Raw genomic sequence first — 20,559 nt, forward strand, 5'->3', positions numbered from 1 at the left:
GCGCACAGTCCTACCCGATCACTCCTCGTCGGGGGCGAGCAGGTCGTTCTTCCGGGAGGTCAGGGCCGGCAGGTCCACGGAGACCTTCCACGGCCGCTCGGTGACGAACAGATCCTCGGTGTGCGCGACCTGCTCGTACTCCCGGTTGGCACCGAGGGTGTACTCGGTGAGCGTGACGCGCTCCTGCGACGGGTCCACCATCCAGTAGGACCGGACGCCGGCGTGCGCGTAGACCTTCGCCTTGTCGTACATGTCGCGGAAGTTGGAGGTCGGCGAGACGACCTCCACGGCGAGCAGGGCGTCCTCGACCGGGACGGGTGACCGGCCGGCGTGCTTGCGGCGGATGACCACCACGTCGGGGCGCGGCTCGTTGTGTCGGTCGACACGCATCGACAGGTCGAAGCTGACCAGGTATTCCGGCGGGCAGTTGACGCGAAGCGTGAGCAGTAGCTCGACGCAGAACTCTTGGTGCAGGGCAGTGGGGGACGGCACGATCAACCTGCCGTTGATCAGTTCGTACGGAAGGTCCTTCGGCAGATCACCAAGGTCGTCGACCGTCCACTCGTGCCGTTCGGGCAGGATCGGGGCCGCGGTCATGACATCTCCTTCCAGGGGGCGACATCACCCTAAGAAAGGATGGCGTCGCCCGCCGTCACCGACACGCCTCAGCGCGGGCCCTTGTCGCCCCCCTTGCCGAGCTTGTTGAAGTCGATCTTCGGGAGCTTGAAGCCGGGCGGCAGGCCCTGGCCGCCAGCGAGGTCGTTCGGGTCCATTCCCGGCGGGAGCTGCGGCATGCCGCCCGGGAAGCCGGCGGCACCGACGCGCGGACCGGCACCACTCTGCCCCGCACCCCGCGAACGCTGCGAGCCCTTCGTGTTTTTTCGCTTGTTCTTCGGCGACTTGGTCGCCTTGCGCCGGCCACCGCCGGGCAGGCCCATCATGCCGCCCATCTGCTTCATCATCTTCTGCGCGTCGGCGAAGCGGTTGAGCAGCTGGTTGACGTCCATCACGGTGACCCCGGAGCCGTTGGCGATGCGCGCCCGGCGGGAGCCGTTGATGATCTTCGGGTTGGTGCGCTCCCCCGGGGTCATCGACCGGATGATCGCGGTGACCCGGTCGAAGTGGCTGTCGTCCAGCTCGGCGAGCTGGTCCTTCATCTGCCCCATGCCCGGCATCATGGCCAGCACGTTGGCGATCGGGCCCATCCGCCGCACCGCGATGAGCTGGTCGAGGAAGTCGTCAAGCGTGAACTGCTCGCCGCCCATCAGCTTGGCGGTCATCTTCTCCTTCTGATCGGAGTCGAAGGCCTGCTCGGCCTGCTCGATCAGAGTGAGGACGTCGCCCATGCCGAGGATCCGGCTGGCCATCCGGTCGGGGTGGAAGACGTCGAAGTCCTCCAACTTCTCACCGGTGGAGGCGAACAGGATCGGCTGCCCGGTCACCTCGCGCACGGAGAGCGCGGCACCACCACGGGCGTCGCCGTCGAGCTTGGAGAGCACCACGCCGGTGATGCCGACGCCGTCGCGGAACGCCTCGGCGGTGCGCACGGCATCCTGACCGACCATCGCGTCGATGACGAAGATGACCTCGTCCGGCGAGACGGCGTCACGGATGTCGGCGGCCTGCTGCATCATCTCGGCGTCGATGCCGAGCCGGCCGGCGGTGTCGACGATGACGATGTCGCGGGCGGCCCGCTTCGCGTGCTCGATGGACGCGCGGGCCACCTGCACCGGGTCACCGGTGCCGTTGCCGGGCTCCGGGGCGTACACCTCGACACCGGCCCGGCCACCGAGCACCTGGAGCTGCCCGACGGCGTTGGGGCGCTGGAGGTCGGCGGCCACCAGCAGCGGCTGGTGACCCTGGCCCTTGAGCCAGCGCGCCAGCTTGCCGGCCAGTGTCGTCTTACCGGAACCCTGGAGGCCGGCCAGCATGATCACCGTCGGCGGCTGCTTGGCGAACTGGAGCCGTCGCCCCTCGCCGCCGAGCACCTTGATCAGCTCTTCGTTGACGATCTTGATGATCTGCTGTGCCGGGTTGAGCGCCTGGGAGACCTCGGCGCTGCGGGCGCGCTCCTTGACTGCCGCGATGAAGCCCTTGACCACCGGCAGCGCGACGTCCGCCTCCAGCAGTGCGAGGCGGATCTCGCGCGCGGTGGCGTCGATGTCGGCGTCGGTGAGCCGCCCCTTGCCGCGGAGCTTGGTGAAGATCCCGGACAGGCGGTCACTCAAGGTGTCAAACACGCGAACATCCCGTTTGTCAGTGTTCCGGCGGGCACAACGCGGCCGGCACTGCGGAGTCCGGCCACCGCAAGGGTAACCGCCCGGCCCCAGGGCCGCTGTCGCCCGGCCCGGCCCGCCGGGCCGTCACTCCGACACCAACCCCGACTGGTACGCGAAGACGACGAGTTGGGCCCGGTCCCGGGCTCCCAGCTTGCCCATCGCCCGGCTGACGTGGGTCCGCGCGGTAGCCGGGCTGACCACCAGCCGGGTGGCGATCTCCTCGTTGTTCAGCCCGTCACCGACCAGGCCCACCACCTGGCGCTCCCGGTCGGTCAGCGCGTCCAGCCGGGGGTGCGGACGAAGCACCCGCGACGGCCGGGTGGCGAACTCCCGCACCACCCGACGGGTCACCGACGGCGACAACAGCGCCTCCCCCTCGGCGACCAACCGGATCGCGCGCAGCAGTTCGGTCGGTCGGGTGTCCTTGGTGAGGAACCCGCTCGCGCCGTGCCGCAGCGCGTCGAAGACGTACTCGTCCAGCTCGAAGGTGGTCAGCACCACCACCCGCGTACCGGTCAGGTCGGGGTCCGCGACGATCCGCCGGGTCGCCTCGATGCCGTCGATGCCGGGCATCCGGATGTCCATCAGCACCACGTCCGGTCGCTCCCGGCGCGCCAGCTCGACCGCCCGCAGCCCGTCGGCGGCCTCGCCCGCCAACGCCAGATCGTCCTCGCTCTCCACGAGTGCGCACAGGCCGAGGCGGACCAGGTCCTGGTCGTCGGCGATCAGCACCCGGATCACGTGACCGACTCCACGGGCAGCCGGGCGTACACCCGGAAGCCGCCACCGGCGTGCGGCCCGGCGGTCAGCCACCCGCCCAGCGCCGCGACCCGCTCCCGCATCCCGGCCAGACCGTGCCCGCCCTGGTCGGCGGCCGGCGCTGCCCCGCCGCCCGTCCCCTGGTCGACGACCTCGACGGTCACCTCGTCGGCGCGGTAGTCCACTGTCACCTCCGCGCTCGCCACCCCCGCGTGGCGCAGCACGTTCGTCAACGCCTCCTGCACCACCCGGTACGCGGCCAGGTCCAGCGCGGCTGGCAACTCCCGGGGGTCACCGACCACACGCACCCGCACGGCGAGCCCGGCGCCGGCGAGCCGGTCGCGCAGTGCCGGGAGCCGGGCGAGGCCGGGCACCGGGTCGCGCTCGGCACCCTTGCGGACCGCGCCCAGGGTGACCCGGAGTTCGTCCAACGCCTCACGGCTGGTCCGGCTGATCGCGGTCAACGCGGTCTCCGCCTGCTCGGGCCGTTTCGGCAGCAGATGCAGGGCGATCTCCGCCTGCATGCTGATCGCGGCCAGCCCGTGCCCCACCACGTCGTGCACCTCCTGCGCGATACGCAACCGCTCCTCGTCGGCCCGCCGCCTGGTCTCCTCGGCTCGAGCGCGGGCCTCCTCGGCCCGGCCGCGCGCCGCCACCTCGCGGTTGACCCGCACCACGACCCCCACCGCGAACGGTACGGCCACCCAGGCCGACGCCGGGAGCACTCCGGTCCAGCCCGGGGCCGGACCCCGGGACCAGAAGACGTGTGTCAGCAGCACCACGAACGCGCCACCGGCGGCGAGCGCCGCCGGACGCACCGGCAGCCGCACCGCCACCGTGTACACCGCGACCAGGAAGGCGAGCAGGATCGGCCCGTACGGATAGCCGAGCACCAGGTACGTCGCGGTGGCCGCGGTGACCAGGGCGAGGGTGGCGACCGGGGCGCGCCGCCGGGCCAGCAGGGCGAGCGCGGCGACAGCGATCAGCACCCGGCAGACCCCGTCGACAGGCCTCGACCCCGGCTGGTTGTCCCCGGCCAGATCGGTGGCGAGTTGTCCGAACCCGAGCAACCCCAGGGCGAGCACGGCATCCGCCGCCCGCCTCGCGAACTGCCCGCCCCATCGCATGACCGTCATTCTGCCCGCGCCAAGCCCTCCCGACGTGCGTCCACGAGCGGCACCGTCCCTACGCCCACGGACGTACCCGCTCGCTGCCTCCCGGCCCGCCCGTCGCGGTCTCCGCTCTGATGCGGCGCTCACCCTGGCGATGGGGGGGTTGCGAGGCTCCGAGACCGCGCAGTCGGAGGCGGATACCGCCATGAGCGTGATGACTGTGCGGCATCTTGATGCCGCACAGTCATCACGCTCATCTGGAGAGGGCTGGCGCAGGCTCCGGCCAAGCGGACTGCGCAGCACGCCGTCGGAGCTTCCGAAGGACAGCGACCGGACGGGACCGAAGCGGTACGACCCGCAGCGGACCGCAACCGCAACGCCGCGGCGACGGTGGGATCAGACGGCGGCGAGGACCGCGGCTTCCAGGCGCGCTCGGGCTTCGTCGTCCGGCCAGCCGCCGACCAGGTAGAAGGCGTCCACCACGTCGGCGCCGAGGGTGGAGATGCGTGCCGCGCGGACCAGGGCGCCCTCCTCGTCCAGCGCGCAGGTGACCCGGTAGAGCAAGCCCGCCGCGTCGGCCGCGCGGAGTTCCAGCAGCACGGCGTCGGTGGCCGCCTCACGGTGCCAGACCACCCGGGGAGCGGCACCGCTGCCCCGGGCGGCGAGCGCACGGCCGCGCAGGCGCTGGGTGACCGACACGTCACCGCCCACCGCCCGACGCAGGTCGGCACGGAGTGGCACCGGATCCGGCGGAAGGCCGTAGCGGGGCTGCACCCGGCACTCGACAAGGGCACGGCCGTCGACCACCGACGCGTCCGCGGAGATCACTTCCAGCCGGTGCAGGGCCAGACAGCCGGCGACAGTGGCGAGCAGGCCCCGCCGGTCGGCCGCGGCGACCGACACCCGGTCGCCGGTCAGGTGGACGACCGGCAGCGGCCCGGCCAGCAGCGCCGGGTCCGGTGCCGGAGGCTCGGGCAGCACGCCGGTGTCCAGTGCGGTACGAACCCGGGCGACAAGTTCGGCGACGAGTCGGCCCTTCCAGTCCGACCAGGCCGCCGGCCCGGTCGCCGCCGCGTCGGCGCGGACCAGCGCGTGCAGCAGGTCGAGGGTGCCGGTGTCGCCGACCGCTTCGGCCACCGAGGCGATGGTGACCGGGTCGGCCAGGTCCCGGCGGGTGGCCACGTCGGGCAGCAGCAGGTGCAGACGGACCAGCGTGCCGATCAGCTCGACCTCACCGGGTGGCAGACCGATCCGGGTCGCCACCGCCTGGGCCAGTGGCACACCGACGGTGCTGTGGTCACCGGGCAGGCCCTTGCCGATGTCGTGCAGGAGAGCACCGAGGAGCAGCAGGTCGGGGCGGTCCACCTCGCGGGCGTGCCGGCTGGCCTCGTGCGCGGCCTGCACGAGATGCCGGTCGAGGGTGTATCGGTGCACCGGATTGTGCTGGGGCAGGCTGCGCAGCCGGGTCCACTCGGGCAGCCAGCCGTCGACCAGGCCGTACCTGTCGCAGGTCTCCCAGGCGGGCACCAGACCCGGCCCGGCGCCCAGCAGGGTGATCAGTGCGGCCCGGGCCTCGGACGGCCAGGGCGCGGGCAGTGGCGGGCAGTACGCCGCCAGCCACTCGCAGGTGGCCCGGGCGATCGGGAGTCGGGTCGTGGCCGCCGCGGCGGCCATCCGCAGCGACAGGCTCGGGTCGGGGCGTGCCCCGATCGCCGTCCGCGCCAGCACCAACTCGCCGTCGTGCTCGACCACGTCACGGGCCACCGGGCGGCGGGCCGAGCGGCCGTTGCCGCCTCGGGACCGGCCGGAGCGCAGCCGGTCGGCGGCGCGGAACGCGTCATCCAGGGCGTGGCTGACAGTGCGGGCGTCACCGGCGACCCGGCGCAGCAGAGCGTCGCCGTCGTCAACGACGGCTCCAGGCCGCCGCGCGGCGTCAGACGCGCCGGGCTGGAGTTGTCGCACGACGGCTCCAGGCCGCCGCGCGGCGTCAGACGCGCCGGGCTGGAGTTGTCGCAGGTCGAGCAGGGCGGCCACCCCGGCGCGTTCCTGGGCGACCAACCTGTCGACCCGGCGACCGACCTGCTGGTGCAGGGCGTCCCGGGTGTCCAGTAGGCGGAGGTGGGCGGCGCGGACGGCGGGACGCAGCGCGTCGGTGATGCCGGCGGCGGAGATCGCCCGCAGCAGACCCACGTCGCGCAGGCCGCCGGCGGCCTCCTTGAGGTCGCCCTCCAGTAGGAACGCCAACTCACCGTGGGCCTGCCAGCGCGCGGTGGTGACCTCCCGCAGGCCGGTCAGGTGACGCACGGCGGTGCGCCGCCAATGATCGGCGGCGGTGCGGATCAGCGCGTCGGCCAGCGCCTGGTCACCTGCGATCAGCCGGGCGTCGAGCAGCCCGAGGGCGACCTTGACGTCGTCCTGGGCGACGGACAGCGCCTCGGCGACGGTGCGTACCGAATGGTCCAGCCGCAGCCCCGCGTCCCAGATCGGATACCAGATCGAGGCGGCCAACTCGTCAATGCCCGGCACCCCCGCGTGCACCAGCACCAGGTCGAGGTCGCCGTACGGAGCGCACTGCCGCCGACCGAGCCCCCCGACGGCCAGCAGCGCGACCCCCTCCCGTGTGGGCAGCAACCCCCGCAGGAAGGTGTCGTACGCGGCCGCCCGTGCCTGCCGAGCCGCCTCTCCGATCCCCCCTGGGACGCCGACGACCTCGTTGACCAAGAGGGTCGCGTCGCCGTCACCGGTGTTGCCTGACGCGTCCTTCTTGATCAACGAGGTCATGTCGGTCGTGGTCTCCAGATCAGAGTGCGTCGAGGCCGCGTTCGCCGGTACGCACCCGGACGACCTCTTCGACACCGGTGACCCACACCTTGCCGTCACCGATCTTGCCCGTGCGGGCTGCGCCGACGATGGCGTCCACCACCTTGTCCACGTCGATCTCGTCGGTGAGCACCTCTACCCGGATCTTGGGCAGGAACTCGACCGTGTACTCGGCACCCCGGTAGACCTCGGTGTGCCCCTTCTGCCGCCCGTACCCCTGAACCTCGCTGACGGTCAGCCCGGCCACCCCGAGGGCGTGCAGGGCCTCCTTCACCGCGTCCAGCTGGTACGGCTTGATGACCGCGGTCACCAGTTTCATGTCCAACCCCTCCATCCCTGGAACGTTAACCGGCGACCTTTTCGCTTACCGGCTCGGCGGGCTCCGCCTCCGGCTTGGCGCCACTCGTCGTGCCGCCACCGGGGGTGCCGATGCCGGCCATCGCGAACGCGCTGCCCGTGCCGCCACCCGCCGGGGACAGGTCGTAGCTGCTCTCGGCGTGCTCGCCGATGTCGATGCCCTCGACCTCGGCCTCGGCCTTCACCCGGAACCCGATCGTCTTCTCGATGACGAAGGCGAGCACCCAGGCGATGCCGAACGACCAGGCGGTCACGATCAGGCCGGCGAGGGCCTGCCGCCCGAGCTGGGTGACGCCACCGCCGTAGAAGAGACCGTCGGAGGCACCCACCACGTCGGTGATCGCGGCGTTTACCGAGTTGGTGGCGAAGAGGCCCAGCCAGAGCGAGCCGATCCAACCACCGACGAAGTGCACGCCGACCACGTCGAGGGAGTCGTCGTAGCCGAGCTTGTACTTGAGGCTGACGGCGAGCGCGCACACGGCGCCGGCCACGAGGCCGAGCAGGACGGACGCCCACGGTGCGATGAAGCCACAGGCCGGGGTGATGGCGACCAGACCGGCGATGGCGCCGGACGAGGCACCGACCATCGTCGGCTTGCGGTCCTTGACCCACTCGACAGCGATCCAGCCGAGCACCGCCGCCGCCGTGGCGAGCTGGGTGTTGATGAAGGCGAGGCCGGCGACGGAGTCGACGGTCAGCTCCGAGCCGGCGTTGAACCCGAACCAGCCGAACCACAGCAGACCCGCACCGAGCGCGACGAGCGGGATGTTGTGCGGCTTCATGCCCTCCCGCGGCCAACCGAGCCGCTTGCCGAGCACCAGCGCCACGGCCAGGGCCGCCGCACCGGCGTTGATGTGCACCGCGGTGCCGCCGGCGAAGTCCAGTGCGTGGATGTCGCCGCCGATGATGCCGCCGCCCCACACCCAGTGCGCGACCGGGAAGTAGACGAGCGTGGCCCAACCGAAGGCGAACAGCAGCCAGCCGGCGAACTTGGCCCGGTCGGCGATGGCACCACTGATCAGCGCGACGGTGATCACCGCGAAGACCATCTGGAAGGCCATGAACACGTAGAGCGGAACCCCGATGCCGCTGGGGTTCTCCGCCGTGGCACCCCACAGGTCGGTCTCGGCGAGGAAGGTCTTGGTGCCGAGGTACGCGCCCGGGTCACCCCAGAAGCCGTTCACGTCGGTCCCGAAGGCGACGCTGAAACCGTAGAACCACCACAGAATAGAGATGAGCCCGATGGCGGAGAAGCTCATCATCATCATGTTGAGTACGCCCTTGGCCCGGTTGAGGCCGCCGTAGAACAGCGCCAGTCCGGGGGTCATGAGCAGCACGAGCGCGGTCGAAACCAGCAGCCACGTGGTATTGGCGCCGTCGATCGTCGGTGCTTCAGGCACGCTGGCCTCCTAAAGGTGAAGTCCTCCTTCGCGGCTTTCCGGGGCAGCGTCGCCCGTAGGCCGGTTGCGCGGAAGCTTCGCGGCCGGCTGTTTCACCCACGGTCCCGTGCGGGTTTCCAAGTCGTGACGGGTTGTTTCGTACGTGTCACGAAGTCCGCACAGTCATCGACATGGACAATGGTGGATCGTTCGGACGGCGTACGTCGATGGCTGACCGGTCAGGCGCATCGACCGGTCCGCTTGACGGGACCGGCCGAGCATCGCCCGGTCCGCGCTCAGCGGAGGGCGTTCTCCAGGGCGTGCCGCTCGTAGTCGAGCAGCCGCAGATCGCGCATCGGCCGGCGCAGGTGGCCCTTGTGCACGATCCGGACGAACGCCGGCTCACCGGCGGCGGCCATCCGGCGGATGCCCTCCACGTGGTCCACGATCCGCTTGCGGATGGTCCGGATCAGCCGGTGCCGGTCCCGGGGGATCAGCCCGTACGCGTCGGCGAAGAGCCGGAGCCGGCGCGGCCGGTCCGGGTGCTTCCAACCCAGCGTGATCGAGTCCCGGTCCGCGAAGATCGGCACCCAGGTCCAGGCCGCGTACGCCACGTCGTAGATCCGTGCGCCGGGCGAGGCGAGGTCGAAGTCGATCAGCCCGAGGGTGCCGTCCGGCCGCCAGATCACGTTGTGTGGCGCGGCGTCGTGGTGGCAGATCACCTCGGTGTCCGGAGGTGGGGGCCCGAACGAGCGCCAGACCGCCTGCGGCGGCGGGGTGAACCCGTACTGCGCGTCGTGGAACATCCGCAGCATCGTGGCGACGGTGACCAGCGCCTCGTCGGTCACCCAGTGCGGGGCGAGCGGGTATTCCCCGCACTCCCCCTCCAGGTACGACAAAACCTCACGGTTGCGCTCGTCCATGCCGAGCGCCCGGGGTGCGCCGGTGAAGCCCACGTACTCCAGGTGGCGCAGCAGGGCGTGCACGGACGGTGTCCACGGCCCGGCGTTGCGGCGGACCGTGTCACCGACGCGGACGACGGTGCTGACGTTGCCGCCGTGCAGCGGGATCTCCTGCGAAGTCACGTACGGTCTCCCGAGGCGCTGCGAGGGGTGGCCGGGCTCGCGCCAGCCCGCGTACGCGCGATCGTCGGTGGTCACCCGAGACTACGCGTCCCGTCCGGTGGCCTCGGTCCCCAGCAACGCGTCCACGAACTGCGCCGGGTCGAACGGGGCCAGGTCGTCCTTGCCTTCGCCGAGGCCGACGAGCTTCACGGGGATGCCGAGCTTGCGCTGCACGGCGATCACGATGCCGCCCTTGGCGGTCCCGTCGAGCTTGGTCAGCACCACACCTGTCACGTTGACCACGTCGGTGAAGACGCGGGCCTGCTCCAGGCCGTTCTGGCCGGTCGTGGCGTCCAGGATGAGCAGTGTCTCGTCGATCGGGCCCTGCTTCTCCACCACGCGCTTGACCTTGCCCAGCTCGTCCATCAGGCCGACCTTGTTCTGGAGGCGGCCGGCGGTGTCGATGAGCACGGTGTCCACGCCGGTGTCGATGCCGCGCTTGACCGCGTCGAAGGCGACGCTTGCCGGGTCGGCGGCCTCGGGCCCCCGGACGGTCTCCGCGCCGACCCGCGAGCCCCAGGTCTCCAGTTGGTCGGCGGCGGCGGCCCGGAAGGTGTCCGCGGCGCCGAGCAGCACGGTACGGCCGTCGGCGACCAGCACCCGGGCGATCTTGCCGCAGGTGGTGGTCTTGCCGGCGCCGTTGACGCCGACGACCAGGACCACTGCCGGCACGCCGTCCTTCGGGGCGGTCCGCAGCGACCGGTCCAGGCTCGGATCGAGGGCGTTGACCAACTCGGCGGCGAGCAGTGCCCGCAGCTCGGAGGCCGAACGGGTGCCGAGCACCCGGGTGCGCTCGCGGAGCCGGTCGACGATGTCGCGGGTGGCGTCGACGCCGACGTCGGCGGTGATCAGGCTGTCCTCGATCTCCTCCCAGACGTCCTCGTCGAGGTGGTCGCGGGCGAGCAGGCCGAGCAGGCCCTTGCCGAAGACGTTCTGCGAGCGGGACAGCCGCGAGCGGAGCCGGACCAGTCGGCCGGCTGTCGGCTCGGGCACCTCCACCGGTGCGGGCGCCTCGATGACCGGTGGCGGCTCGACCAGGACGCCGGTGGACAGATCGGACTCCGGTGCCTCCACCGGCGGGCCGGCGAGATCCTCCTCGGCGCGGGTGTCGACCTCGGTGCGCGCAAGCGGGGGCTCGGGCCGCCGGCGCAATCGCGGCACGACCAGCCCGACTGTGCCGGCGATCAGCACACCGAGCAGGACCAGAGCGAGGACGAGATATTCGGCCATGCCGGAATCCTGTCAGATGGCGGCGACGGCGTCCCAGCCACCGCACCCCCGAGCCGTGCCGGAGTCTCAGCCACCGCACCCCGAGCGGTGCTCACGCTCTCAGCCACCGCACCGGGCTGGTGCCGGGAACCGGCGGTAGGCTCGGCCGCATGTCCGCCGCCCACCTCCTCATCGGCCCACTCCTGCGGCGAGTTGTCGACACCCGGGCGACCATCTGGGTGGAGACGGCGGCGCCCGCCGTGGTCACCGTCCGCACCGCGGGCGGCGCGACCGGCACCGCCCCCACCTTCTCGGCGTACGACCACCACTACGCGTTGGTGGTGGTGGAGGGGCTGGACCCGGACAGCGAGACCACCTACGAGGTGCTCGTCGACGACGAGATCGTCTGGCCGGTGCCGAGCAGCGGCTTCCCGCCGAGCGTGATCCGCACCCGGGCCGCCGACGACCGGGACCAACCGGTCAATCTGATCTTCGGCTCGTGCCGGGAGACCACCCAGCACGCCACCACCCGCAAGCTGCCGCCGGACGCGCTTGACGCGTACGCCCGGCGGTTGATGGCCGACCCGGAGTCGCACCCGCTGCCCGACCTGCTGGTGCTGCTCGGCGACCAGGTGTACGCCGACGTCACCTCGCCCACTGTGCGCCGGCTGCTGCGTCGACGGCGGCGGCGGCCGAAGGGCTCCCCGGCCGACCAGGTGGTGAGCTTCGACGAGTACACCAAGCTCTACCTGGAGTCGTGGCGCGACCCGGAGATCCGTTGGCTGCTCTCCACTGTGCCGAGCGTGATGATCTTCGACGACCACGAGATCATCGACGACTGGAACACCTCGGCGGCCTGGCGAGCGGAGGTGCGCGAACAGCCGTGGTGGCAGGAACGGATCGGCAGCGGGCTCGCCTCGTACTGGGTCTACCAGCACCTGGGCAACCTGTCCCCCGACGAGATCACCGCCGACCCGGTCTTCGCGAAGGTCGCCGCCGCCGAGGACGCCACAGGTGTGCTGCGCGAGTTCGGGCACCGGGTCGACCAGGAGTCCGACCTGGCGCACGACACCGAGCGCTGGCGCGCGGTGCAGTACCAGTGGAGTTACGCACTGGACCTGGGCCGTACCCGGTTGGTCATGCTCGACAACCGGTGCAGCCGGGTGCTCGAACCCTCCAGCCGGGCGATGCTGCCACCGGGCGAGTGGTCCTGGTTCCTCGACCAGGCGCACGGGGTCTACGACCACCTGGTGGTCGGCGCCTCGCTGCCCTGGCTGCTGCCGCAGGGCATCCACCACATCGAGGCGTGGAACGAGAAGCTGGCGGACTCGCGCCGACCCTGGGTGGCCCGCGGGGCGGAGAAGCTGCGCCGCGCCCTGGACCTGGAGCACTGGGCGGCGTTTTGGCGTTCCTTCGAGGCGCTCGCGGAGACGTTCGCCCGCATCGGCACCGGCACGCCGCGGCAGTCCGGCGCACGGGTCGGCGCCGGCCCGGCGTACGCGCCACCGGCGTCGATAAGCGTGCTCTCCGGTGACGTGCACCACTCGTACGTGGCACGGGCCCGGTTCGCCGACCCGGCGGTGGTCACTCCGGTGCACCAGCTCACCTGTTCGCCCATCCACAACCAGGTGCCGGCGGGCATCCGTCCGCTGATGCGGCTGGGCTGGTCGCCCGGTCCGGCCGGGGCCACCCGGGCGCTGGCCCGTTCGGCGGGCGTACGCCGGCCGGGGGTGCGCTGGCGCAAGCTGGCCGGCCCCTACTTCGGCAACGCGGTCGCCACGCTTACCCATCAGGGGCGTGCGGCCGACGTGGTCATCGAGGGCACCACGAAGGACGGTCACCTACGCCCGGTGATGCGGCGTCGACTCTCCGGTGGCGGCGAGCCGGCCGCGCCGTAGTCTCTACGCCGTGGACGAGCACCTGCCGGAGCCGATCCGGGCGGTCGAGCACGAGTTGACCGCTCTGCTGCGCCGTGGCCGGGCGGTCTCCTGGGAGATCGCCCGCGAGGTGCATCCGAACCTGGAGCCGAACACCTACGGGTTGCTGCTCTGGTTGCGACGCAGCGGGTCGATCCGGTTGACCGAGTTGGCGGCGCGCCTCGGCGTGGGCAAGGGCACGCTGAGCCGGCAGATCAACGCGCTGGAGGTGCTCGGCCTGGTCCACCGCGACCCGGATCCGAGTGACCGGCGGGCCGCGCAGATCAGCCTCACCGAGGAGGGGCAGCGCCGGTTCGACGTGGCCCGTGCGGCCCGGCTGGGCGAGTTCCTGCGCGCCCTGGACGGCTGGCCGGAGCAGGACGTCGAGGAGTTCGCGCGGCTACTCGGCCGGTTCAACGACTCCTGGCAGTAACCGCCCGCCCGCGGCCAACGCAGCCGCGCCGCTGCCCGCGGCGACGGGGAATGTGGCGTCGGTCCGACAGGTTGTTGCTTCAGGCAACCAAGGCATACGGTTGCTTCAGGCAACTCTCAGGCGGCCCGTGCGTACCAGCCCGCCGCCGTTCCACCTCGACTCCGCTCGGAGGCACCAACGATGAGCCAGGCGACAGCGCCCACCCAGGCGACCGCCGTCGACATGACCCACCGGCAGATCCTGGAGGCGCTCTCCGGCCTGCTGCTGGGCCTGTTCGTCGCGATCCTCTCCTCCACGGTCATCTCGAACGCGCTGCCGCGGATCATCACCGAACTGCACGGCGGCCAGTCCGCGTACACCTGGGTCGTCACCTCGGCCCTGCTCGCGACCACCGCGACCACCCCGATCTGGGGCAAGATGGCCGACCTGACCAGCAAGAAGACCCTGGTCCAGATCGCCCTGCTGATCTACGTGCTGGGCTCGGTGCTGGCCGGTCTCGCCCAGGGCACCGGCGAGCTGATCGCCTGCCGGGTGCTCCAGGGCGTCGGCGCCGGTGGCCTCACCGCGCTGGCCCAGGTGATCATGGCCACGATGATCGCGCCGCGTGAGCGTGGTCGCTACAGCGGCTACCTCGGCGCCGTGATGGCCGTCGGCACCATCGGCGGCCCGCTGATCGGCGGCGTGATCGTGGACACCTCCTGGCTCGGCTGGCGCTGGTGCTTCTACGTCGGCGTGCCGTTCGCGATCGTCGCCCTGATCGTGCTCCAGAAGACCCTGCACCTGCCGGTGGTCAAGCGGAAGGCCGAGATCGACTGGTGGGGCGCCACACTGATCACCGCAGCCGTCTCGGTGCTGCTGATCTGGGTCTCGCTCGCCGGCGACCAGTTCGCCTGGGCCTCCTGGCAGACCGCCGCCATGGTGCTCGGCGCCCTCGTCCTCGGCGCCCTCGCCATCCGGGTGGAGACCCGGGCCGGGGAGCCGATGATCCCGCCGCGGCTGTTCCGCAACCGCACCATCACCCTCGCCGTCGTCGCCAGCATCGCGGTCGGCGTGGGCATGTTCGGCGCGTCGATCTTCCTCGGCCAGTACTTCCAGATCAGCCGTGGTCAGAGCCCGACCATGTCCGGCCTGATGACGCTGCCGATGATCCTCGGCCTGCTGGTCGCGTCCACCGTCATCGGGCGGGTCATCAGCAAGACCGGCCGCTGGAAGCGGTACCTGGTGATCGGGTCGGCGCTGCTCACCATCGGCTTCGCGCTGATGGGCACCCTTCGCGCCGACACCAGCTTCACCCTGCTCAGCGTCTACATGCTGCTGATCGGCGTCGGCCTGGGCATGACCATGCAGAACCTGGTCCTCGCCGTGCAGAACACCGTCGGCCCGCACGAACTCGGCGCGGCCAGCTCGGTGGTGGCGTTCTTCCGCAGCCTGGGCGGCGCGATCGGGGTGTCCGCGCTCGGCGCGGTGCTCGCCCACAAGGTCAAGGACTACACCGCCGACGGGCTGGCGCAGCTCGGCATCCCCGCGTCCAGCTCGGGCAGCGGCGGCACCCTGCCCGACGTGCACACCCTGCCCGGCCCGCTGCGGGCCGTGGTGGAGAGCGCGTACGGCCACGGCGCCGGTGACATCTTCCTGGCCGCCGCCCCCTTCGCGCTGATCGCCCTGATCGCGGTGAGCTTCATCAAGGAGGTGCCGCTGCGGCAGCACAACGGCAACCCGGTTTCCGACGAGGTCGAGCGGGAATCGGCAGTCGCCGCCGGCGCTGGCGCAGCCGTGGTCCGCACCGGCGAGCAGAGGTGAGGTAGAACGATGAGCGTGGGAGCACCGGATCGCGAGGAGTACGGCCCCCGGACCCGCCCGTTGCCCTTCGAACGCGGCACCGACGGCCCGCGGGTGATCATGGTGGGCGTGGACGGCACCCGTACCTCCGAGCGGGCCGGTGCCTACGCGGCAGGGCTGGCCCGTCGGCAGGGCGCCGCCCTGGTGGTGGTCTTCGTCAGCGCGGCGAGCGGGTTCACCTCCCTGGTGCCCGGGATGGACGCCGGCGCGGTCCAGCGTTCCCAGGACGAGGTGGCCGACGAGCTGCGCCGCGAGTGCCGACGGGGAGCCGAGCAGTGGGGCATTCCGGTGACCTTCCTGTCCCGGCGTGGCGACGCGTACGGCGAGCTGTGCGCGGCGGCCGACGAGTTCCAGGCCGACATGGTGGTGGTGGGGGCGTCCGAGCAGGCCGGTCACCGGCTGGTCGGCTCGGTCGCCACCCGGCTGGTCCGCACCGGCCGCTGGCCCGTCGTCGTGGTGCCCTGAAATCCTGTCGCCACTGTCGTACCCGAGCCCCAGGATGGCCCGATGACGACATGGACGGCACCGGAGATCGACCGCACCCACGAGCCCCTCGTCGGTGACGAGCGCACCATGCTGGAGGGCTGGCTCGACTACCACCGCGACACCCTGCTGCACAAGTGCGCCGGCCTGACCGCCGAGCAGCTGCGCACGGCGAGTGTCGAGCCGTCCGGCTTGAGCCTGCTCGGGTTGGTCCTGCACATGACCGAGGTGGAGCGGTCCTGGTTCCGCCAGCGTTTCGCCGGCCAGGACCTGCCCGACCTCTACGACTTCGACACCGACAACGACGCCGACTTCCACGCCGCGGCCGACGCCGACCCGGAGGCCGCCTTCGCCGTCCTCCGCGCCGAGGTCGACGCGGCCCGGGCGGCGACCGCGGGCCGGTCACTGGACGAGACGTTCACGCTGACCCGCGGCGACGGCACCCCCACCTTCAACCTGCGCTGGGTGTACGTGCACATGATCGAGGAGTACGCCCGGCACAACGGCCACGCCGACCTGATCCGGGAACGCATCGACGGCGTCACCGGCGACTGACAGGCGCTCAGTAGGCCAGGGCCGCCCGCAGGTAACGCAGGTCGGCGTGGCCGCCCCAGCGGTGCGCCGACAGCCCGGCGGAGCGGGCGCCCCGCACGGCCCAGTCCTCGTCGTCGACGAAGAGGACCCGGGCCGGCGGGGTGGCCAGGGCGACGCAGGCGGCCTGGAAGTATTCCGGAGCCGGCTTGTGCACGCCGATCGTGGAGGAGTTGACCACCACGTCCAACTCGTCGACCAGGCCGAGCGCGGTCAGGTCGGCGTCGAGCAGGTCGGTGGCGTTGGTGCCCAGCCCGACCCGGACGCCCGCCGCGCGGACCTCCCGGACGAACGCCAGCACCTCCTGGTCGACCTCGCCCCGGTAGCCCTGCCACTGCTCGACGGCGGCACGGGCCCGTTCCGGGCTGCCCACCGACTCGGTCAGGGCGTCCGCCACGCTGCCCATCCACTCGGCGTGGGTGACCTGGCCGGTGAGCACCGGCTGGAGCCGCCCCCACTGCATGGCGATCTCACCGAGCACCCCCTCGGAGAGGCCGTACTCCCGCTCGACAACGGCGGCCACCGCCGGGTCCCACCGGCGCAGTACGCCGTCGAAGTCCAGCAGGAGCGCCGTCGCGCGTTCCCGAGCCACTACCCGTTCTCCTCGCCGCGGCCGTGCCGCCTGTCGTCCTCGTCGGCCCGGTTGAGCCGTTGGCTGATCACCTGGGTGACCCCGCTGCGCATTGTCACCCCGTAGAGGGCGTCGGCGATCTCCATCGTCCGCTTCTGGTGCGTGATGACGATCAGCTGACTCTTCTCCCGCAACTGTGCCAGCAGGGTGATCAACCGGCCCAGGTTCACGTCGTCCAGGGCCGCCTCCACCTCGTCCATGATGTAGAACGGACTGGGCCGGGCGCGGAAGATTGCCACCAGCATGGCCACCGCGGTCAGCGACCGCTCGCCACCGGAGAGCAACGACAGCCGCTTGATCTTCTTGCCCGGCGGGCGGGCCTCCACCTCGACGCCCGTGGTGAGCAGGTCGTCCGGCTCGGTGAGGATCAACCGGCCCTCGCCGCCGGGGAAGAGCACTGTGAACACCTGCTCGAACTCCCGCGCGGTGTCCTCGAAGGCGCTGGCGAAGACCTCCAGGATCCGTTCGTCCACGTCCTTGACCACGGTGAGCAGGTCCCGCCGGGTGGCCTTGAGGTCCTCCAACTGCTCGGAGAGGAACTTGAAGCGCTCCTCCAGCGCGGCGAACTCCTCAAGCGCGAGCGGGTTGACCTTGCCGAGCAGAGCCAACTCGCGTTCCGCCTTGGCGGCCCGCTTCTCCTGCACCGGCCGCTCGTAGCGCACCGGCTCGGGCACCGGCAGCCCATCGCGCTCGGCCGCCGCGACGTCGACGGGGGTCGGCGGGACGGGCTGCGTCGGGCCGTACTCGGCGACAAGCGTCTCCACGTCCAACCCGAAGTCCTCGGCGGCCTTCGCCTCCAACTGCTCGATGCGCAGCCGCTGCTCCGCGCGGGCCACCTCGTCGCGGTGCACCTGGCTGGTCAGCCGCTCCAGCTCCGCGCCGAGCCGCTTGGCCGCCCCGCGTACCTCCTGAAGCTCCGCCTCGCGCGCGGCGCGTTCCCGGGCGACCTCGTCGCGGTGCTCCTCGGCCGTCGCGATCGAGGTGGTGAGCCGGGTGAGCGCCTCCCGGGCGCCACCGGCGACGGCCCGGGCGATGCCCGCGCCCCGGGTGCGCGCGGCCCGCCGGGCCGCGGCGCGTTCCCGGGCGGCCCGCTCCGCGGTGGCCTGCCGGGCGAGCGAGTCGGCCCGGCCGGCGATCGAGGAGACCCGCTCCTCGGCGGTACGCACCGCGAGCCGGACCTCCATCTCGTTCTGCCGTGCCTGCGGCACCATGGCGGCGAGCTGGTCGCGCTCCTCGGTGGACGGCTCGGCGTCGACCGGGGTCTCCTCGGCCAGCCGCAGCCGCTCCTCCAACTCGGCGAGCGTGGTGAGGTCCCGCTGGCGGGCGGCCTCGGCGCGGGCGCGGGACTCACCGAGACGGTCGGTCTCCGCCTTGGCGGAACGGGCCGCCGCGCCCAGCTCGGCCAACCGGCGGGCGGCGGCGTTGCGGTGGCTCTCCGCCTCGCGCTTCTCGGCGGCGGCGTGCTGCACGGCCTCCTTGGCGGCGGCCACCTCGGCGCGCGCCTCGACGAGTTGGTCCCGCAGCTCCGCGCCACCGCGCTCGGCGGTGAGCCGGTTGCCGCGTGCCTCCTCGACGGCCGCCTGCACCTCGATGTAGCTGGCGGCCTTGGCCGACCCGCCAGCCGCCGCGTACGCCCCGACCACGTCACCGTCCGGGGTGACCGCCCGCAACTCCGGGTTGCTGGCGACCAGGTCGGCCGCGGCGGCGAGATCGTCGACGAGCGCCACGTCGCGCAGTGCCCGGTGCACTGCCGGGCGCAGCTCCTCGCCGCACTCCACCAGGTCGGGGGCCCACCTGGCCGCGTCGGGCAGCTTCGGGCGCAGCGCGTCGGCGGACCCGGTCGTGCCGGGCCCCGCCGGGCTGCCGACGAGCAGACCGGCCCGGCCGGCGTCGGAGATCTTCAACAGCCGCATCGCCTCGACGGCCTCGTCCACCCCGCTGACGGCGACCGCGTCGGCGAGACCGCCGAGCGCGGCGGCCAGCGCGGCCTCGTGGCCCGGCGCGACGGTGAGCAGCCCGGCGAGGCTGCCGAGCAGGCCGGGCACGTCGTCGGCGCGGGCGAGCAGCGCCCCGGCGCCGTCCTTGCGCCGCAGACCCAGGGCCAGCGCCTCCTCCCGGGCCTTCCAGGTGGCGGCATCCTTCTCGGCCGTCCGCTCGGCGTCGGCAAGCGATCGCACGGTGGCCTGTGCCCGCTCCTGCACGGCGACCGCCTCGGCGTGCCGGGCGTCCAGGTCCGCGTTGTCCCGGTCCGCCTCGGTGGACTGGGCGGCCACCGCGTCCAGGTCGGCCTGCGCCTGCTCGGCGCGACCCATCGCGTCGGCGTGCGCGATCGCGAGGCGTTCGATCTCCTCGCCGGCGCTCGTCGTCCGGGCTCGGGCCGAGTTGACCTGGCCGGTGAGCCGGGCCATCCCCTCCCGCCGGTCGGCGATGGCCTTGGCCGCGGCGACCAGCTCCCGCTCGGCACCGGCGAGCTGCCGTTCCAGCTCCTGGCGGTGCTCGACCGCCTCGGCCAGCCGGATCTGGTCGTCGGTGAGCGCCCCGCGCAGTTCCTCCTCCTGCTCGCGGACGCGTTCCGCCTCGGCCTCCAGCTGGTCCGGGTCGCGGCCGGGCCGCTCGTCGTCGCCACTGGCGCTGAGGTGCCGCAGCCGCTCCCGGGCCAGCTGCTCGATCGAGCGGAAGCGTTCCTGCAGGGCGGACAGCTTGTACCAGGTGTCCTGGGCGGCGGCGAGCAGCGGAGCGTCCTCCGCCAGGGCGGCCTCCAGCTCGCCGAGCCGGCCCTGCACCTCGACATGCTCGCCCTCGATCTGCTCACGCCGCTCCCGCAACGCGGTCTCGTCGGCGATCTCCCGGTCCAGGGTGGTGCGCAGGGTGGCCAGGTCATCGGCGAGCAGGCGCAGCCGGGCGTCGCGCAGGTTGGCCTGGATGGCGGCGGCGCGGCGGGCCACCTCGGCCTGCCGACCCAGTGGCTTGAGCTGGCGGCGCAGCTCGGCGGTGAGGTCGGTGAGGCGGTTGAGGTTGGTCTGCATCGCGTCGAGCTTGCGCAGCGCCTTTTCCTTGCGCTTGCGGTGCTTGAGGACGCCGGCCGCCTCCTCGATGAACGAGCGGCGGTCCTCCGGCTTGGCGTGCAGCATGCCGTCGAGTCGGCCCTGTCCGACGATGATGTGCATCTCCCGGCCGATGCCGGAGTCGGACAGCAGCTCCTGGATGTCGAGCAGCCGGCAGGTGTTGCCGTTGATCTCGTACTCGCTCTCGCCGGAGCGGAACATCCGGCGGGTGATGGACACCTCTGTGTACTCGATCGGCAGGGCGCCGTCGGTGTTGTCGATGGTGAGGGTGACCTCGGCACGGCCCAGCGGCGCGCGGCCGGCGGTGCCGGCGAAGATGACGTCCTCCATCTTGCCGCCGCGCAGCGCCTTGGCGCCCTGCTCGCCGAGGACCCAGGCGATGGCGTCGACGACGTTGGACTTGCCGGAGCCGTTCGGGCCCACCACGCAGGTGATCCCGGGCTCCAGCTTCAACGTCGTGGCGGAGGCGAAGGATTTGAACCCCTTCACCGTCAGGCTCTTGAGATACACCTTCTCGATCCTCGTCCGGTGGCCGCCGTACCGTCGCCGGCTGTGGGGACCT

At 72.2% G+C, this 20,559-nt stretch carries 16 protein-coding genes; 5 read left to right on the plus strand and 11 right to left on the minus strand.

Annotated features, from left to right (window positions below; translation table 11 throughout):
- Positions 1-18: 18 nt before the first annotated feature.
- The 9 genes from AB0A95_RS02550 to ftsY all read right to left on the minus strand — a co-directional run bounded on the left by AB0A95_RS02550 (position 19) and on the right by ftsY (position 11,060).
- Positions 19-597 (minus strand): Uma2 family endonuclease, encoded by a 579-nt coding sequence (locus AB0A95_RS02550; protein WP_357553808.1) that lies wholly within the window; start codon positions 595-597, stop codon positions 19-21.
- Positions 598-665: 68 nt separating this feature from the next.
- The gene (ffh, locus tag AB0A95_RS02555) at positions 666-2,240 is read right to left on the minus strand and encodes a signal recognition particle protein (RefSeq protein WP_357553809.1); all 1,575 of its coding nucleotides are present in this window, start codon (positions 2,238-2,240) and stop codon (positions 666-668) included.
- 123 nt (positions 2,241-2,363) lie between these two features.
- Positions 2,364-3,020 carry a response regulator transcription factor gene (locus AB0A95_RS02560; RefSeq protein ID WP_357553810.1) on the minus strand — a complete coding sequence of 219 codons (657 nt, stop codon included), beginning with the start codon at positions 3,018-3,020 and terminating at the stop codon, positions 2,364-2,366.
- Positions 3,017-4,165: a sensor histidine kinase gene (locus AB0A95_RS02565; protein ID WP_357553811.1), complete on the minus strand. Its 1,149-nt coding sequence runs from the start codon at positions 4,163-4,165 to the stop codon at positions 3,017-3,019. The genes AB0A95_RS02560 and AB0A95_RS02565 overlap by 4 nt, the downstream gene beginning before the upstream one ends.
- 381 nt (positions 4,166-4,546) lie before the next feature.
- A complete protein-coding gene (locus AB0A95_RS02570; RefSeq protein ID WP_357553812.1) occupies positions 4,547-6,931 on the minus strand; it encodes a [protein-PII] uridylyltransferase in 2,385 nt (794 codons plus the stop codon).
- 19 nt (positions 6,932-6,950) lie between these two features.
- Positions 6,951-7,289, minus strand: a complete 339-nt coding sequence (locus AB0A95_RS02575; protein WP_172862163.1) for a P-II family nitrogen regulator — start codon at positions 7,287-7,289, stop codon at positions 6,951-6,953.
- A gap of 25 nt (positions 7,290-7,314) precedes the next feature.
- Positions 7,315-8,727 carry an ammonium transporter gene (locus AB0A95_RS02580; protein ID WP_357553813.1) on the minus strand — a complete coding sequence of 471 codons (1,413 nt, stop codon included), beginning with the start codon at positions 8,725-8,727 and terminating at the stop codon, positions 7,315-7,317.
- 275 nt (positions 8,728-9,002) lie between these two features.
- The gene (locus AB0A95_RS02585; protein WP_357077819.1) at positions 9,003-9,866 is read right to left on the minus strand and encodes an aminoglycoside phosphotransferase family protein; all 864 of its coding nucleotides are present in this window, start codon (positions 9,864-9,866) and stop codon (positions 9,003-9,005) included.
- A 6-nt stretch (positions 9,867-9,872) separates the two neighbouring features.
- Positions 9,873-11,060, minus strand: a complete 1,188-nt coding sequence (gene ftsY / locus AB0A95_RS02590; protein ID WP_357553814.1) for a signal recognition particle-docking protein FtsY — start codon at positions 11,058-11,060, stop codon at positions 9,873-9,875.
- 149 nt (positions 11,061-11,209) lie between these two features.
- Here ftsY and AB0A95_RS02595 point away from each other — a divergent pair, with 149 nt between their 5' ends.
- From AB0A95_RS02595 to AB0A95_RS02615, 5 genes are all read left to right on the plus strand, one after another.
- Complete coding sequence (locus AB0A95_RS02595; RefSeq protein ID WP_357553815.1) at positions 11,210-12,937, plus strand: alkaline phosphatase D family protein; 1,728 nt, start codon at positions 11,210-11,212, stop codon at positions 12,935-12,937.
- Between the two features lie 10 nt (positions 12,938-12,947).
- Entirely contained in the window at positions 12,948-13,388 is a 441-nt protein-coding gene (locus tag AB0A95_RS02600; RefSeq protein WP_357553816.1) for a MarR family transcriptional regulator, read from the plus strand.
- A 180-nt stretch (positions 13,389-13,568) separates the two neighbouring features.
- Complete coding sequence (locus AB0A95_RS02605) at positions 13,569-15,188, plus strand: MDR family MFS transporter (protein ID WP_357553817.1); 1,620 nt, start codon at positions 13,569-13,571, stop codon at positions 15,186-15,188.
- A 9-nt stretch (positions 15,189-15,197) separates the two neighbouring features.
- Entirely contained in the window at positions 15,198-15,692 is a 495-nt protein-coding gene (locus tag AB0A95_RS02610) for a universal stress protein (protein ID WP_357553818.1), read from the plus strand.
- 42 nt (positions 15,693-15,734) lie between these two features.
- The gene (locus AB0A95_RS02615) at positions 15,735-16,265 is read left to right on the plus strand and encodes a DinB family protein (RefSeq protein ID WP_357553819.1); all 531 of its coding nucleotides are present in this window, start codon (positions 15,735-15,737) and stop codon (positions 16,263-16,265) included.
- A gap of 7 nt (positions 16,266-16,272) precedes the next feature.
- Here the strand turns inward: AB0A95_RS02615 and AB0A95_RS02620 are convergent, their stop codons facing one another.
- Both AB0A95_RS02620 and smc read right to left on the minus strand, forming a co-directional pair.
- A complete protein-coding gene (locus AB0A95_RS02620) occupies positions 16,273-16,893 on the minus strand; it encodes an HAD-IA family hydrolase (RefSeq protein WP_357553820.1) in 621 nt (206 codons plus the stop codon).
- The gene (gene smc, locus AB0A95_RS02625) at positions 16,893-20,507 is read right to left on the minus strand and encodes a chromosome segregation protein SMC (RefSeq protein ID WP_357553821.1); all 3,615 of its coding nucleotides are present in this window, start codon (positions 20,505-20,507) and stop codon (positions 16,893-16,895) included. The genes AB0A95_RS02620 and smc overlap by 1 nt, the downstream gene beginning before the upstream one ends.
- Positions 20,508-20,559 lie beyond the last annotated feature (52 nt).

The sequence above is a fragment of the Micromonospora sp. NPDC049230 genome (assembly GCF_040647875.1).
Taxonomy (GTDB): Bacteria; Actinomycetota; Actinomycetes; order Mycobacteriales; family Micromonosporaceae; genus Micromonospora.

Bases quoted from the DNA above. Each gene is read 5' to 3' on its own strand.
- AB0A95_RS02570 (WP_357553812.1), bottom strand. From the start codon at position 6,931: ATGACCTCGTTGATCAAGAAGGACGCGTCAGGCAACACCGGTGACGGC.
- AB0A95_RS02595 (WP_357553815.1), top strand. From the start codon at position 11,210: ATGTCCGCCGCCCACCTCCTCATCGGCCCACTCCTGCGGCGAGTTGTC.
- AB0A95_RS02565 (WP_357553811.1), bottom strand. From the start codon at position 4,165: ATGCGATGGGGCGGGCAGTTCGCGAGGCGGGCGGCGGATGCCGTGCTC.
- AB0A95_RS02575 (WP_172862163.1), bottom strand. From the start codon at position 7,289: ATGAAACTGGTGACCGCGGTCATCAAGCCGTACCAGCTGGACGCGGTG.
- ftsY (WP_357553814.1), bottom strand. From the start codon at position 11,060: ATGGCCGAATATCTCGTCCTCGCTCTGGTCCTGCTCGGTGTGCTGATC.
- AB0A95_RS02550 (WP_357553808.1), bottom strand. From the start codon at position 597: ATGACCGCGGCCCCGATCCTGCCCGAACGGCACGAGTGGACGGTCGAC.
- AB0A95_RS02610 (WP_357553818.1), top strand. From the start codon at position 15,198: ATGAGCGTGGGAGCACCGGATCGCGAGGAGTACGGCCCCCGGACCCGC.
- AB0A95_RS02615 (WP_357553819.1), top strand. From the start codon at position 15,735: ATGACGACATGGACGGCACCGGAGATCGACCGCACCCACGAGCCCCTC.
- AB0A95_RS02605 (WP_357553817.1), top strand. From the start codon at position 13,569: ATGAGCCAGGCGACAGCGCCCACCCAGGCGACCGCCGTCGACATGACC.